Raw genomic sequence first — 16,108 nt, forward strand, 5'->3', positions numbered from 1 at the left:
GACTTTGAACAGGATTTTAATGGACATCGCCTCAACATTTGAATGCCACCGTCGCGCATGAAACACCTCCCCTACTCTCGTAAGTCAACGCACTTCGAAAGCCTAATTTCTATCTGGTTGCCGTCACTCAGCAACCTGAATTTTCAGCTGCGCTTCCCTAAATCTGTTTCAGATTTTCTTTCTATAGCTTTAAAAGCGCAGCCTCAAAACACGACATCGCCCTCAGTGATTTCAAGTGGAGACTCATAATGAGCCAACCCGAAAAAAATACCCCGGAATCAGTCGACGACACTCGACTTAATAAACGTCTTAAAGACATGCCTATTGCTATCGTTGGAATGGCAAGCATGTTTGCGAACTCTCGTTACTTAAACAAGTTCTGGGATTTGATCAGCGAAAAGATCGATGCAATTACCGAAGTGCCTGATACGCACTGGCGTCCAGAAGATTACTACGATTCAGATCGTACAACGCCAGACAAATCTTACTGTAAGCGCGGTGGTTTCATCCCCGAAGTTGACTTCAACCCTATGGAGTTCGGTCTTCCGCCAAATATCCTTGAACTGACTGATACGTCACAGCTGCTTTCTCTGATCGTGGCAAAAGAAGTACTTGAAGATGCGAAACTTCCTGAAGGCTACGATCGCGATAAGATCGGTATCACGCTCGGTGTTGGTGGTGGTCAGAAGATCGCTCAAAGCCTAAATGCACGTCTTCAATACCCTGTTTTGAAAAAAGTCTTCAAGAGCAGTGGTATCAGCGACGACGACAGCGAAATGCTGATCAAAAAATTCCAAGACCAATATATCCACTGGGAAGAGAACTCATTCCCTGGTTCATTGGGTAACGTAATATCAGGTCGTATTGCTAACCGCTTTGACCTTGGTGGGATCAACTGTGTCGTAGATGCTGCGTGTGCAGGTTCTCTAGCCGCAATGCGTATGGCTCTGAGTGAGCTGGTTGAAGGCCGCAGTGAAATGATGATCACTGGTGGCGTGTGTACTGATAACTCGCCAACCATGTACATGAGTTTCTCTAAAACACCTGCATTTACCACCAATGAAACCATTCAACCTTTCGACATCGATTCAAAAGGGATGATGATTGGTGAAGGCATCGGCATGGTTGCTCTTAAGCGTCTTGAAGATGCTGAGCGCGATGGCGACAGAATCTACTCAGTGATTAAAGGTGTCGGTTCTTCTTCGGACGGTAAGTTCAAGAGTATCTACGCGCCTCGCCCTGAAGGACAAGCAAAAGCACTAAAACGCGCTTACGATGATGCTGGTTTCGCACCACACACGCTTGGCCTTTTAGAAGCGCACGGCACAGGTACAGCAGCAGGTGATGTTGCTGAATTTGGTGGCCTAAACTCGGTATTCAGTGAGAACAATGAAGAGAAGCAACACATTGCGTTAGGCTCTGTGAAATCTCAAATTGGTCACACTAAATCAACTGCGGGTACTGCAGGTTTAATCAAAGCTGCATTAGCACTACACCACAAAGTACTGCCGCCAACGATCAACGTATCGGCTCCGAATCCTAAGTTGGATATCGAGAACTCACCGTTCTACCTAAACACACAAACGCGTCCTTGGATGAAACGTGTCGACGGCACACCACGCCGTGCAGGTATCAGCTCATTTGGTTTTGGTGGCACTAACTTCCACGTTGTATTAGAAGAGTACACACCAGAACACGTTCGCGGTGACAAATACCGTCAACGCCAAGTACCGCAAACTCTGTTATTCAGCGCGGAATCTCGTCAAGCACTGATCAATGAGCTCAAGCAGGTTTCAACTCAAGCTGCAGATGCGGCATTCAAACTAGAAGCGCTTGCTGAGCAGCACGCTCTGCGCGAAGTAGACGCTAAGCACGCTCGTCTTGGTTTAGTTGTCACTGACCAATCAGACCTTCAAGCGCAACTGACTCAAGCGGTTTCTATGCTTGAGAGCCAAACCAAAACACATTGGCAGATGCCAAACGGTACTAGCTACCGTGAGTCGGCACTGATTGCAGAAAATGGTGCAGGTAAAGTGGCAGCACTATTTGCAGGTCAAGGTTCGCAATACCTCAACATGAGTCGCGAGCTTGCTTGTCATTACCCAGAGATGCGTCAACAGCTTGCTCAAGCGGATCAGGTATTTGGTCAGCACAAGAAAACGGCTCTGTCGCAAATTCTGTTCCCAATTCCAACCTTCACACCAGAAGCAACCAAAGCTCAAGAAGCTGTGTTAACCAACACGGCCAACGCGCAAAGTGCGATTGGTACTGTGTCTATGGGTCAGTTCGACATCATGACTCAAGCTGGCTTCAAAGCAGACATGGTGGCAGGCCACAGCTTTGGTGAACTAAGTGCACTATGTGCATCGGGTGTTATCTCGCAAGACGATTACTACCAGCTAGCTTTCGCTCGTGGCGATGCGATGGCAGCGACACCTGAACAAGGCGACAGCGGTACTATGTTTGCAGTCATCCTAGATGCAGACAAACTTCCAGCTGTTGAAAGCTGCATCAGCCAATTTGAAGGCGTGAGTATTGCTAACTACAACGCTCCGACTCAACTGGTTATTGCAGGTCCAACTGCGACGGTTCAACAAGCAGCACAAGCGCTAACTGAGCAAGGCTTCAAAGCGATTGCTCTGCCAGTTTCTGGCGCTTTCCACACACCGCTTGTTGCTCACGCTCAAAAACCATTTGCTTCTGCAATTGATAAAGCTTCATTCAGCGCTCCAACACTGCCGCTTTACTCAAATGCAACGGGCAAGTTGCACAGCAAAGACGCGAAAGCGATCAAGAAAGCGTTCAAGCAACACATGCTGCAATCGGTTCGTTTTAGCGAGCAAATTGAAGCGATGTATGAAGCAGGCGCGCGCGTATTCGTTGAGTTCGGTCCGAAAAACATTCTTCAAAAGCTGGTTGAGAAAACATTGGCTAATAAGAACGAAGAGCTTTACGCAATCAGTATCAACCCAAGCCCTAAAGGCGACAGTGACCAACAGCTTCGTTTAGCTGCAGTTCAACTATGCGTGGCAGGTGTTTCATTAGACAACATTGACCCTTACCAAGCTGACATTGCTGAACCTGCGAAGGCATCACCAATGAACATCAAGCTGAATGCAACCAACTACATCAGCCCTGCTACTCGTAAGAAAATGGATCAATCATTGGCTTCGGGCAACGTCACCGAAAAGACTGAGATTGTTGAAGTGAAAGTTGAAGTCGAGAAAATCGTGGAAAAAGAAGTGATTAAAACAGAAATCGTTGAAGTACCTGTGGCTGCTCCTCAAGCTTCAAATGTACAACAGTCAACTGCTCCAGCACCAAGTGCACAAGTAGCAACAGCTGCTCCACAATCACAAGTGGTTCAAACTGCCCCAGCAACTATTCAGCCAGCAGCTCAAGTAACCGTTGATGAATCTTCACTGCAATCGTTCTTCAATGCTCAACAACAAGCAGCAGAAGTACATCAGCAATTCTTGGCGATTCCTCAGCAATACGGTGACACATTCAACACCCTAATGTCTGAGCAAGCGAAAATGGCAACAGCAGGCGTAGCAATTCCTGATAACCTACAGCGTTCTATGGAAATGTTCCACCAGCACCAAGCTGAAACGCTAAAAGCTCACGCTCATTACCTAGAAATGCAAGCGCACAGCAACAACTCAGCACTTAATATGCTGACGCAAGGTTCAGTACAAACGGCACAACCAACCTTCGTTGCGCCAGTAAATGCTCAACCAGTGATTCAAGCTCCAACTACTCCAGCAGCTATCGTCCAACAGCCTGTAGCTCAAGTACAAGCTGCTCCTGTACAAGCTGCGCCAGTTCAAGCTGCACCGCTTCAAAAGACAGCAGCTCAGCAAGCTCCAGTACAGAAAGCCGTTCCTACACCACAAGTAGCGGCTCAAGCGGCAGCGCCTGTTGCAGCTCAACCTGTGCCAGTTAAAGCGCAACCGGCTCCTGTGGCTGCACCAGTGGCAGTACAATCAGCCGATGCTGAAAAAGTGATGCTAGAAGTGGTCGCTGAGAAAACGGGTTACCCAACGGAAATGCTTGATCTAGAAATGGACATGGAAGCAGACCTTGGTATCGACTCAATCAAGCGCGTAGAGATCCTTGGTACCGTTCAAGACGAAATGCCGAACCTACCAGAGCTGAACCCTGAAGATTTAGCTGAATGTCGTACTCTTGGTGAAATCGTTACCTACATGAACAGCAAGATGCCAGCATCAGCGCCTGTGGCAGCACAACCAAGCGCAACTGCTCCTGTTCAAGCTGCTAACGGTCTTGATGCAAAAGTCGTTCAACAAACCATGCTAGAAGTGGTTGCTGAGAAGACCGGTTACCCAACGGAAATGCTTGATCTAGAAATGGATATGGAAGCAGACCTTGGTATCGACTCAATTAAACGTGTTGAGATTCTTGGTACGGTTCAAGATGAACTGCCTACTCTTCCAGAGCTAAACCCTGAAGATTTAGCTGAGTGTCGCACTCTTGGCGAAATTGTTGCTTACATGAACAGCAAGCTCCCAGCTTCTGCACCAGTTGCAGTACAAACGGAAGTAGGTGCGCCAGCAGCAGCTAACAGCGGTCTAGATGCGGCTGTCGTTCAAAAAACCATGTTAGAAGTAGTGGCAGAGAAGACGGGCTACCCGACTGAAATGCTAGACCTAGCAATGGATATGGAAGCTGACCTTGGTATCGATTCAATCAAACGTGTTGAAATCCTAGGTACGGTTCAAGACGAGCTACCGACTCTTCCAGAGCTAAACCCTGAGGACCTTGCTGAGTGTCGCACTCTTGGCGAAATCGTAGACTACATGAACAGTAAGCTTCCAGCTTCTGCTCCAGTAGTGGCTCAAGTATCTGCACCAGCGCAAGCAGTATCAAACGGTTTAAGCGCAGAACAAGTTCAAAGCACAATGTTGAGCGTAGTAGCTGATAAAACGGGCTACCCAACAGAAATGCTCGACCTAGCAATGGACATGGAAGCTGACCTTGGCATCGACTCAATCAAACGTGTTGAGATCCTTGGTACGGTTCAAGACCAGCTACCAACATTACCAGAGCTGAATCCTGAAGACCTGGCTGAGTGTCGTACTCTTGGCGAAATCGTTGACTACATGAACAGCAAGTTAGCTCCTAACGCAGCAACTGCGACAGTAGCAGCTACAGCCGCCGCAGAAAGCACGAGCAACGACCTAAACCCTGCGCATGTTCAATCCACAATGATGGAAGTGGTTGCCGACAAAACAGGCTACCCAGCAGAAATGCTCGACCTAGCGATGGACATGGAAGCAGACCTTGGCATCGACTCAATCAAACGCGTTGAGATTCTAGGTACGGTTCAAGACCAGCTACCAACGCTGCCGGAGCTAAACCCTGAAGACTTAGCTGAGTGTCGTACGCTTGGTGAAATCGTTACCTACATGCAAAGTAAGCTATCCGCTGCTGCACCCGTAGCGACTCCAAAAGCTGAATCAGTAACGCCTATCGTAGAAACAGCGACAGCGGAACTTCCTCCACACAATGAGGTAGCGCTAAAAAAGCTACCAGCGGCAGATAAACTCGTCGATTGTTTCTCAAAAGATGCTTGTGTCGTGATCACAGATGATGGTCACAACGCCGGTGTTCTAGCAGAAAAGTTGACCGCTAACGGCATTCAAGTTGCTGTAGTGCGTAGTGCTCTTTCTGCCGCGTCACCTTTAAACAGTGAAATCGCAAGCTACACGCTCAACAGCGTCGATGATGCTGGTGTGACTGCGGTTATTAACGACATCGAAGTAGACCTTAAAACGTCGAACAAAGTGATTGCTGGCTTCATTCACCTACAAGCTATCGTTGATGCTAAACAAAGCAACGAGCAAGCGGTTAACTTGAATGCAGACTCAAGAGCTTCGCTAACCACAGCGTTCTTGTTCGCGAAGCACCTAAATGGCCAACTGAATGCTGTTTCTGGTCGCAGCGTGTTCTTCACGCTAAGCCGTATCGATGGTGGCTTTGGTTACCTAGATACTAAGCAACTAGCGAATGCAGAACTTAACCAAGCCGCGTTGTCTGGTCTCACTAAGACACTGAGCCATGAATGGTCAAACGTGTTCTGCCGTGCATTGGATGCTGACGCTTCGATTGATGCTCGTCACCTTGCTGAAGCTATCACAGGCGAACTGTTCGATATCGATACCAACACGGTTGAAATCGGCCTTAGCCATGCGGAAAACGGTGAATCTGGTCGTGCAACATTGATTGCTGCAACACCAGGTGCTGCACAAACTAAAAACACAGGCGCTCAACTCACCAAGAGCGATAAAGTTCTGGTAACTGGTGGCGCTAAAGGCGTGACGTTTGAATGTGCACTGACGCTTGCTAAGCAATGTAAATCTCATTTCATTCTTGCAGGTCGTAGTAAGCATATTACTTCAGCTGAGCTACCTCAGTGGGCACAGGGCAAGCAAGAGAAAGAGCTAAAACCAGCGGCTATCGCTCACCTACAAGCAACAGGTGACAAACCAACACCGAAAAAAGTTGATGCCTTGCTAAAACCGGTATTGAGCAGCCTTGAAATCAACGCAGCACTTGCCGCTTTCAACGAGATTGGCGCGAGCGCTGAATACCTAAGCCTAGATGTATCGAACCATGAGTCTGTAGCGAAAACACTGGCGAATTTCGACGGCATCACGGGGCTAATCCACGGCGCAGGTGTATTGGCTGACAAACACATTCAAGACAAAACGCTTGATGAACTGAACATAGTTTACGGCACCAAAGTGGGTGGACTAGAAGCGGTTCTTAGTGGTCTTGATAGCGGCAAGTTAAAACTGATTGCGATGTTCTCTTCGGCGGCGGGTTTCTATGGAAACACAGGCCAAAGCGATTACTCGATGTCTAACGAGATCCTAAACAAAGCGGCTCTACAACTGTCTGCGCGTAACCCTCAAGCGAAAGTAATGAGCTTCAACTGGGGACCGTGGGACGGCGGCATGGTAAACGCAGCACTGAAACGTATGTTTACAGAGCGTGGTGTGTACGTAATTCCTCTTCAGGCAGGTGCAGAACTGTTTAGCTCTCAACTACTGAACGAAACTGGCATTCAACTGCTGGTTGGTACGAGCATGCAAGGTTATGACAACAAGGAAGCTGCTGTAAAAAAGCTTAATGCGGAGTCTGTGCATCTTGCAGAGAGTCCGCTGAATACAAGCATTACTGTGACACGTCATCTTGATCCTAAAGCATTGCCTTTCATTCAAGATCACTGCATTGCCGGTAACCCCGTGTTACCGACAGTGTGTGCCATCCAATGGATGCGTGAAGTGGCGGAGCAACTGTTAGGGGTGAACGTTAGCGTTCACAACTACAAACTGCTTAAGGGTGTGATTTTTGATACTGATGAAGTGCAAGAGCTAAAACTGGTTCTTTCTTCTGATGCTAAATCAAAAGATCAGCTAAAAGCAGTGATCAGTTGCCAAGGACGACCACAGTATCAAGCTCAGTTGCAAGTTGCCTCTGTGCAAGTGTCTGAAGATGTTCAACAAGCGTCGACAAAACGCTTTGAAGCTAACTCTTCAACACCAGTAACAACGGCGCAAGCTCTATACAGTGATGGCACTCTGTTTCACGGACCAAGATTGCAAGGTATTACTTCAGTCGAGCGCTTTGACGACTTAGGCTTATTGGCTCAATGCCAGTTGCCTCAGATTGAAAACAGCGACTGCGGATCATTTATTCCGAAGCAAGGTTTTGGTGATAGCCAGCCATTCGCGGAAGATTATTTGCTGCAAGCCATGCTGGTATGGGCTCGATTGAAATACGGCGCAGCAAGCCTACCGTCTGCAATTGGTGAGTTTATTTGTTACGCACCGATGCACAATGGTGACCAAGGTTGGCTAGAACTGAGCGTGATAAAAAGCACGGCTCGTTCACTGCAAGCTGATATCTCGCTTTACCATCAAGATGGTCGTTTAAGCACAGTAATGAAAGGTGCCAAAGTCACCATCAGCAAGAGTTTAAATGACGCATTTTTGCCGAAGTCTAGCTCAACAGTATCGAAGAAAGAGTCTAATAAGAACGCAGAAAAGGAGCAATTGTCATAGTGACTGTTCCTACTAATAAAGCGATGCCATTGCGCATCGCTCTTTTAGCTCAGCCAGCAAACGCGGCTGAGCTTTCTGCCGACTTATCATCTTCGCTTCCAGAAATGATGACTGTTGTGGTTGATGGCAATTTTAATCAAGCACTTACTCAAGCGATTGAGGCAGTCAATCAAGGCAGTGCTGTTAAGCTTTGTTTGGATTCTCACTCACCATCATTGTTGATGTTGAGTGCGTTGACGGCTGCTCAAAACAAGATTCATCCACACGCTTATCTAGCGGGTTTTGTAGATACAACTACCGGAGATAGCGTTCAGCTTGCTCTGGATATTGCTCGCCGCCCCGCTACAGATCTAAGCCATCAACAGCAATACTCTTCACTATCTGTTTCGCAGCAGTTTGGTCAATTGTTGAATATGGTTAATGCGATATCGAGCCGTTCATTACCGAGCCATTCATTACCTAACTATTACTGGTTCACTGAGCCAAACAAAGCTCGTGTTGCGTCATTGACCTTCAATGACGATAGCCAACAATCCACCAGCCTGATATTGACTCAAGCGACCGGTTTGCAAGAGCCAAAGCCCCTGCTATCCAGCGAGCGTTTGATGTTTGTGGTTTCAGGCAACGAACAAGCCGAGTTGGTTTCTCAGTTAATCTCGTTAAGAGAAGAGCTTAAATGCGTTAACGATTCGGCGGACAGCGAACTTGCTATCGCCAGCTTGATGCATTCAAACCTAAGTCACTTCCAAAGCGTTCAGCACAATGTTGACCTTGGCGCGAATATCGTGATTCAGGCAGCTTCAATTGAGGCTGCAATACAAGAGATCACAGCGCTAGAAAATGCGTTGCCAAAAGTAATGGCTGACAATAGCCAATACAGAACGCCTGCGGGTAGTTGTTTCTCACCGAAGCCTCAAAGCAAAGGTGGCGTTGCATTTGTTTACCCTGGTGTTGGCACGGTTTATCCCGGCATGTTGCGCGAATTTCATCACCATTTCCCACAGTTATTTGCTCGTTTAGAGCGCGAAGGTAACTTGAAAGAGATGCTGCAAGCTGACAAAACCTACGCTGACGAGTCGCAAGAAATGTCGCTCAGTGAATTGGCAATTGCAGGTGTCGGCAGTAGTTATCTGTTAACACAACTGCTATGTGATGAATTCAAAGTGCAGCCAGACTTCGCTTTGGGTTACTCCAAGGGTGAAGCTTCCATGTGGGCGAGCTTAAATGTTTGGAAAAACCCACATGCGCTGATCGAGATGACTCAAACTAGCCCTATTTTCACGACGGCTATTTCTGGCGAGCTCACCGCAGTACGTCAAGATTGGCAACTGAATGGCGGCGAAAACATCCACTGGAACAGCTTTGTGGTTCGCAGTGATGCACAAGCGATTGAGGCTCTGCTACCAGAGTTTCCACGTGCTTATCTTGCCATTATCCAAGGTGACACTTGCGTACTGGCAGGTTGTGAAAGTACCTGTCGTGCTCTGCTCAAGAAACTGGGTAAACGTGGCATTGCCGCGAACCGTGTTACTGCGATGCACACCACGCCAGCGTTGAGCCAGCATAGCCAAGTGCAGGAGTTTTACACTCAACCACTGTTCGACGAGTTGCCAAAGCATATCCGCTTTATCAGCGCAGCAGGTCTACCGACTGGCGCACCAATCAATATCGACAGCGATAGTATCGCCCTTTCGATTGCCGACACTTTCTGTTCAACGCTGGATTTCACCGCGTTGATCCAGAGTGCGCGTCAACAAGGTGCTCGTCTGTTTATAGAAGTAGGTGCCGATCGTCAAACCAGCACATTGATCGACAAGATCAATCGTAGCGACAACGTAGCAGACCAGTACTGCACAATCGCTTCCAATGCCAAAGGCGGTGACGATGTTGTCACGCTCATCAAATGCATTGGTCAGCTCATTACTCATCAAATTCCACTGTCTGTCGAGCCACTTATTCAAGGGTTAGAACAACAGATCACCACCGCTAAGCAATTAAGTGGAGTGTCTCAAGGCAGCGCAGTAAATCATCAAGGAGAGCTAGTATGAGTTCTCAATATCAGGCTCAGAATAAGCAGCAAGTGAAGTGCAATAAGATCGCGATTGTCGGTATTGCCAACCAATACCCGGAAGCTGATACGCCAAAAGATTTTTGGCAAAACTTGCTGAACAAAAAAGATTCTCGAACCACATTAAGCGCTGAAAAGTTAGGTGCTAAACCTGAAAGCTATCAGGGTGTGCAAGGTGAGTCAGACCGCTTTTACTGTGATAAAGGTGGCTACATTGAAAACTTCAATTTCGATGGCAATGGCTACCGCTTAACAGCAGAATCATTCAACGGCGTAGATCAAAGCTTCCTATGGGCTTTGGATACCAGTCGTAAGGCGTTAGTCGACGCCGGCATTGATTTAAATGCCGATGTTTTAGAGCGTACCGGCGTGATCATGGGTGCCCTTTCGTTCCCAACCACCCGTTCAAACGACTTGTTTTTGCCGATGTATCACTCGGTGGTCGAAAAGGCACTTAAAGATAAATTGGCTAATGACCAGTTTTCACTGCTACCAACCAATGAAACTGCTCAAGACCTCAATCCTATCAATGGTGCAGCGGCACACAATGCCTCTAAGTTAGTGGCTGATGCATTGGGTTTAGGTAACGTACAACTGAGTCTAGATGCCGCATGTGCAAGCTCTGTGTATTCATTGAAGTTAGCGTGTGATTACTTGAACACGGGAAAAGCCGACATGATGTTGGCAGGCGCGGTATCCGGTGCTGACCCATTCTTTATCAACATGGGTTTTTCCATCTTCCACGCTTACCCTGACCACGGTGTGTCGGTTCCGTTTGATAGCAACAGTAAAGGTCTGTTTGCTGGCGAAGGTGCGGGGGTTTTAGTCCTAAAACGCTTAGCTGATGCAGAGCGTGATGGCGACAACATCTACGCAGTCGTCAGCGGTATTGGCTTGTCGAACGATGGCCGTGGCCAGTTCGTATTAAGTCCAAATAGCAAGGGACAAGTCCAAGCCTTTGAACGCGCTTACGAGGCTTCAAACCTATCACCAGACAGCATTGAAGTGATTGAGTGCCACGCAACCGGCACACCGTTAGGTGACAAGGTTGAGTTAACCTCAATGGAACGTTTCTTTGCTGACAAGTTGAATGGTTCTAACCCGCCATTGATTGGCTCTGCCAAGTCAAATCTCGGTCACTTACTGACGGCAGCAGGTATGCCTGGGATCATGAAGATGATCTTCGCGATGAAAGAAGGCGTGCTTCCGCCAAGTATTAACTTGGACAAGCCACTATCGTCGCCAGAAGGTTTATTTGGCTCACAGACTCTGCCAACACAAGTGCAACCTTGGCCAAGTAAAGCGGGCAACCAAGAGCGCTGTGCGGGTGTTTCTGTATTTGGTTTCGGTGGTTGTAATGCTCACTTACTGCTTGAAGCGTATTCAGGTACGGGTCATGCAAACCAGACTCTAGAGTCAGCATCTCCAAGCCTACAATCGCCTAATTTAAGCATTACTGGTCTCGCGTCTCACTTCGGTTCTCTGCAAAGCATCAATGCACTAAGCACTGCGATTGAGACTAACAGCGATGCTTTCATTACCTTGCCGAAGAAACGCTGGAAAGGCTTAGACCAACATCCAGAACTGCTGAATCAGTTTGGTTTACACGGCATTCCAAATGGCGCGTACATCGATCAATTCGACCTCGATTTCCTACGCTTCAAAGTGCCGCCTAATGAAGATGACCGTTTGATCTCTCAGCAGTTGCTACTGATGAAAGTTGCAGACGAAGCCATCAAAGATGCCAAGCTTGTAGCTGGCCAAAAGGTAGCAGTACTCGTCGCTATGGAAACAGAGCTTGAGATGCACCAATTCCGTGGACGCGTAAACCTGCATAGCCAATTGGCTGACAGCTTTACCAACATGGGGATTGAGCTGACACAAGACGAATACCAAGCGCTAGAAACCATTGCGATGGACAGTGTGATGGACGCAGCCAAGCTGAACCAGTACACCAGTTTCATCGGTAATATCATGGCTTCGCGCATCTCTTCATTGTGGGACTTTAACGGCCCTGCCTTTACGATTTCAGCCGCTGAACAGTCGGTTGCTCGTTGTATCGATGTCGCACAAAACCTAATGTCGCAAGAATCCATGGATGCAGTCGTGATTGCAGCCGTTGACCTTAGCGGCAGCGCAGAACATGTGATTCTGAAGAACAGCGTGAGCCCAGTGTCACTTGATCCAAAATTCGGACAACCGCAAGACGGCAGTTGGAATGTGGGCGAAGGCGCAGGTGCAATTGTTCTTGTGGAAGAAGGTCGAATAGCGAGCAACCAAGGCACAGCTTACGGCAGCATCAACGCCTTAGCCTTTGGTTCAAGTGAGCGTAACAACGCCGTTGTTGATGAGTTACTGACTCAAGTCGGTATGAGCTCGAACGATGTTTCTCTGCTTGAACTTAACCATGCACCAGAATCTTCATCATATCAGTCTTCATCTCTAAGTTTAGGGAACACAAAGACGACTCAAGCGAGTCAGCGTGTAGGTCACTGCTCTGCAGCCTCTGGTATGGCAAGCCTGCTACACGGTCTGCTCAATCTGAACCTTGAGTCTCTGAATCCAAATGTCAGCTCTAAGAGCGCGATTGTTGCCAACATCAGCGAAGGACAATGTTCACAGCTGCTGCTGAGCCAATCGAGTGTTGAATCTCAGTCACTGTCCGTTCGTTTGAACAATGAACTGACGAGTGATGCTAAGCGCCAATTGGTTAAGCAAGTGACATTAGGTGGCCGCGATATTTATCAACACATCGCAGAGACACCAATCGCTGACCTAGCGCACATTCAACAAAAAGCTTCTGGTAAGCAAGCGGCGCGAATCGTTTCTGTCCCAACGACTGCACACATTCAGGCAGCCCTTGCGGAAAAAGAGTTAGAGAAGAAAGCATTAGCGCAAAACGCGCTAGAGCCAGTCATCGAAACTCCTACATCAGTATCCCCTACTCTGGCGCCAACTCGCCACAGTCAGCTAACAGGTAACCACAGCAATATGACTCATGTCCTATCCGCTAAAAATGGCGCGTCTCACATCGACGCAGCTTCACAGCAGCCGCAAAATCTAAGCGAAAATCAGGTAAGCCAAAACCAAGCTTTTGCTCAAAATCAGCAAACGGCGCAACAGGTACACAAAGCATTCCTGCACACTCGTGCCCAAGGCATGCAAATGGCTGATGCACTATTGAAAGCACAGTTAAACGCAGTGACGTCTGGTTTAGATAGCAATGCCCTGATTCAACAAACGACTAGCCAACAAACAAATGGTCAACAAACAACTGATCAACAAACGTCAGCTCAGCCTGTTCAAGCTCAACCGACTCAGGTTCAGTCAACGCCAGTAAACGTACTTGCGACGCCAGCACCAGTAAAACCTATCCGTAAACCATGTATTTGGGATTACGATGATCTGGTTGAATACGCCGAAGGCGATATCGCCAATGTATTTGGCCCTGATTACGCGATCATCGATAGCTACTCGCGCCGCGTTCGCTTACCAACCACCGACTACCTATTGGTATCTCGTGTGACCAAGCTCAACGCGACAGTAAACGAGTACAAGCCAAGCACCATGACCACTGAATACGACATCCCTGTTGATGCACCGTATCTTGTTGATGGTCAGATCCCTTGGGCTGTCGCGGTTGAATCTGGTCAATGTGACCTAATGCTGATCAGCTACTTAGGCATTGATTTTGAAAACAAAGGCGAGCGCGTTTATCGCTTGCTTGATTGCACGCTGACCTTCCTTGGCGACTTGCCTCGTGGTGGCGACACACTGCGTTACGACATCTCAATCAACAGCTTTGCTCGCAATGGCGACACGCTCCTGTTCTTCTTCTCGTACGAGTGTTTCGTTGGCGACAAGATGATCCTGAAAATGGATAACGGTTGTGCAGGTTTCTTCACTGATGAAGAGCTAGCAGATGGCAAAGGTGTGATTCACACTGAAGATGAAATCAAGGCTCGTAAGCTTGCAACTAAGCAACGCTTCGACCCTATGCTGCACTGCCCTAAAACACAGTTTAACCACCAAGAACTGCGCCACCTACTGACTGCAAACATTGCCGAGTGTTTTGGCCCGACTCACCAATCTGATCGCCACCAGCCTTCTCTATGCTTCAGCTCAGAGAAGTTCATGATGATCGAAAAGGTCAGCCGTGTTGAACCGCAAGGCGGCACATGGGGGCTTGGTCTGATTGAAGGTCATAAGCAGCTAGAGCCTGAGCACTGGTACTTCCCTTGTCACTTCAAAGATGACTCAGTAATGGCTGGTTCTTTGATGGCAGAAGGTTGTGGTCAACTGCTGCAATTCTTCATGATGCACCTTGGCATGCACACACTTGTTCAAAATGGTCGTTTCCAACCGCTTGAAAATGCCCCTCAACAAGTACGCTGTCGTGGTCAAGTTCTACCACAATCGGCAGAACTGACTTACCGCATGGAAGTGACCGAGATTGGTTTAAGCCCTCGCCCATACGCAAAAGCTAACATCGATATCTTGCTGAACGGCAAAGTGATTGTTGATTTCCAAAACTTAGGTGTAATGATCAAAGAAGACGACGAATGTACTCGTTACCTGCCTTCTTTAGAAACAGCTGTCGCAACCCCTGTTATCGAAAACTTGGACCATAAAAGCTTGGGCCATACGCCAGCAGTGAATCAACAAGCTTCAGCAAATGCGCCACTTATGGCGCAAATTGAAGACCTAGAAACAACGCCAAATAAAGGCGTGATTCCTCTTCAACACGTTGAAGCTCCGGTAACGCCTGATTACCCGAACCGCACACCCGATACGGTTCCATTCACGCCTTACCATATGTTCGAATTCGCGACTGGCGATATCGAGAAATGTTTCGGCCCTGATTTCTCAATCTATCGCGGGATGATTCCACCACGTACTCCATGTGGCGACCTACAGTTAACTACACGTGTGGTTGAAATCGACGGTAAGCGTGGCGACTTCAAGAAACCTTCATCGTGTATCGCAGAATACGAAGTGCCAGAAAATGCATGGTACTTTGATGAAAACAGCCATCACACCTTGATGCCTTACTCGGTATTGATGGAGATCTCATTGCAGCCAAACGGCTTCATCTCTGGCTACATGGGCACCACATTGGGCTTCCCAGGTGAAGAGCTGTTTTTCCGTAACCTAGACGGCAGCGGCAAAATGCTGCGTAACGTCGACTTGCGTGGCAAAACGATTACCAACGATTCTCGTCTGCTTTCAACCGTAATGATGGGCACTAACATCGTACAGAGCTTTAGCTTCGAACTGAGCACTGACGGCGTGCCTTTCTACGAAGGTACAGCGGTATTTGGTTACTTCAAAGGCGCAGCACTGAAAGATCAGCTTGGTTTGGACAACGGTAAAGTGACTCACCCTTGGCACGTTGATAACAACCGCACACCGGATGTAAACATCAACCTGCTAGACAAAACGACTCGTTACTTCAATGCACCTGTTTCTGCTACTGGTGAAGTGCAAGAACACTACCAACTGGCTGGCGGTCGTTTGAACTTTATCGATACTGTGCAGATCACAAGCGATGGTGGTAAAGACGGTCTAGGTTACCTATACGCTGAGCGTACGATTGACCCAAGCGATTGGTTCTTCCAGTTCCACTTCCATCAAGATCCGGTAATGCCTGGTTCTCTAGGTGTCGAAGCGATCATCGAACTGATGCAAACCTACGCGCTAAACAAAGATCTTGGCGCTGGCTTCCGCAATCCGAAATTTGGTCAAATCCAATCTGAAGTGAAGTGGAAATACCGTGGTCAGATTAACCCTCTGAACAAGCAAATGTCTCTGGATGTACACATCACTGCGATTAAAGACGAAGACGGCAAACGTATCATCGTTGGCGACGCAAACCTGAGCAAAGATGGTCTGCGTATTTACGAAGTGAAAGACATCGCGATTTGTATCGAAGAAGCATAAGCCGCCATTA

At 47.9% G+C, this 16,108-nt stretch carries 4 protein-coding genes; all 4 read left to right on the forward strand.

All coding sequences use genetic code 11. The annotated features are described in order from the left end of the window. The first annotated feature begins 57 nt into the window (after nucleotides 1-57). From CWO27_RS23920 to CWO27_RS17425, 4 genes are read left to right on the forward strand one after another with little or no spacing between them, the layout of a single operon-like run. Nucleotides 58-249, forward strand: a complete 192-nt coding sequence (locus CWO27_RS23920) for a hypothetical protein (RefSeq protein WP_107899293.1) — start codon at nucleotides 58-60, stop codon at nucleotides 247-249. Continuing rightward, nucleotides 249-8,090, forward strand: coding sequence for a type I polyketide synthase (locus CWO27_RS17415; RefSeq protein WP_107899294.1), 7,842 nt, complete (start codon nucleotides 249-251; stop codon nucleotides 8,088-8,090). The genes CWO27_RS23920 and CWO27_RS17415 overlap by 1 nt, the downstream gene beginning before the upstream one ends. Further along, nucleotides 8,090-10,138 carry a PfaB family protein gene (locus CWO27_RS17420; RefSeq protein ID WP_107899295.1) on the forward strand — a complete coding sequence of 683 codons (2,049 nt, stop codon included), beginning with the start codon at nucleotides 8,090-8,092 and terminating at the stop codon, nucleotides 10,136-10,138. Before CWO27_RS17415 ends, CWO27_RS17420 begins: the two co-directional genes overlap by 1 nt. Next, nucleotides 10,135-16,098: a hotdog fold thioesterase gene (locus CWO27_RS17425; protein ID WP_107899296.1), complete on the forward strand. Its 5,964-nt coding sequence runs from the start codon at nucleotides 10,135-10,137 to the stop codon at nucleotides 16,096-16,098. Before CWO27_RS17420 ends, CWO27_RS17425 begins: the two co-directional genes overlap by 4 nt. Nucleotides 16,099-16,108: the final 10 nt, after the last annotated feature.

The organism is Vibrio sp. 10N.286.51.C3, assembly GCF_003050065.1.
In the GTDB taxonomy this organism is placed as follows: Bacteria; Pseudomonadota; Gammaproteobacteria; order Enterobacterales; family Vibrionaceae; genus Vibrio; species Vibrio crassostreae.

What these genes read in the sequence shown, in the direction of transcription:
- CWO27_RS23920 (WP_107899293.1), top strand. Translation starts at nt 58, where the DNA reads ATGAAACACCTCCCCTACTCTCGTAAGTCAACGCACTTCGAAAGCCTA.
- CWO27_RS17415 (WP_107899294.1), top strand. Translation starts at nt 249, where the DNA reads ATGAGCCAACCCGAAAAAAATACCCCGGAATCAGTCGACGACACTCGA.
- CWO27_RS17425 (WP_107899296.1), top strand. Translation starts at nt 10,135, where the DNA reads ATGAGTTCTCAATATCAGGCTCAGAATAAGCAGCAAGTGAAGTGCAAT.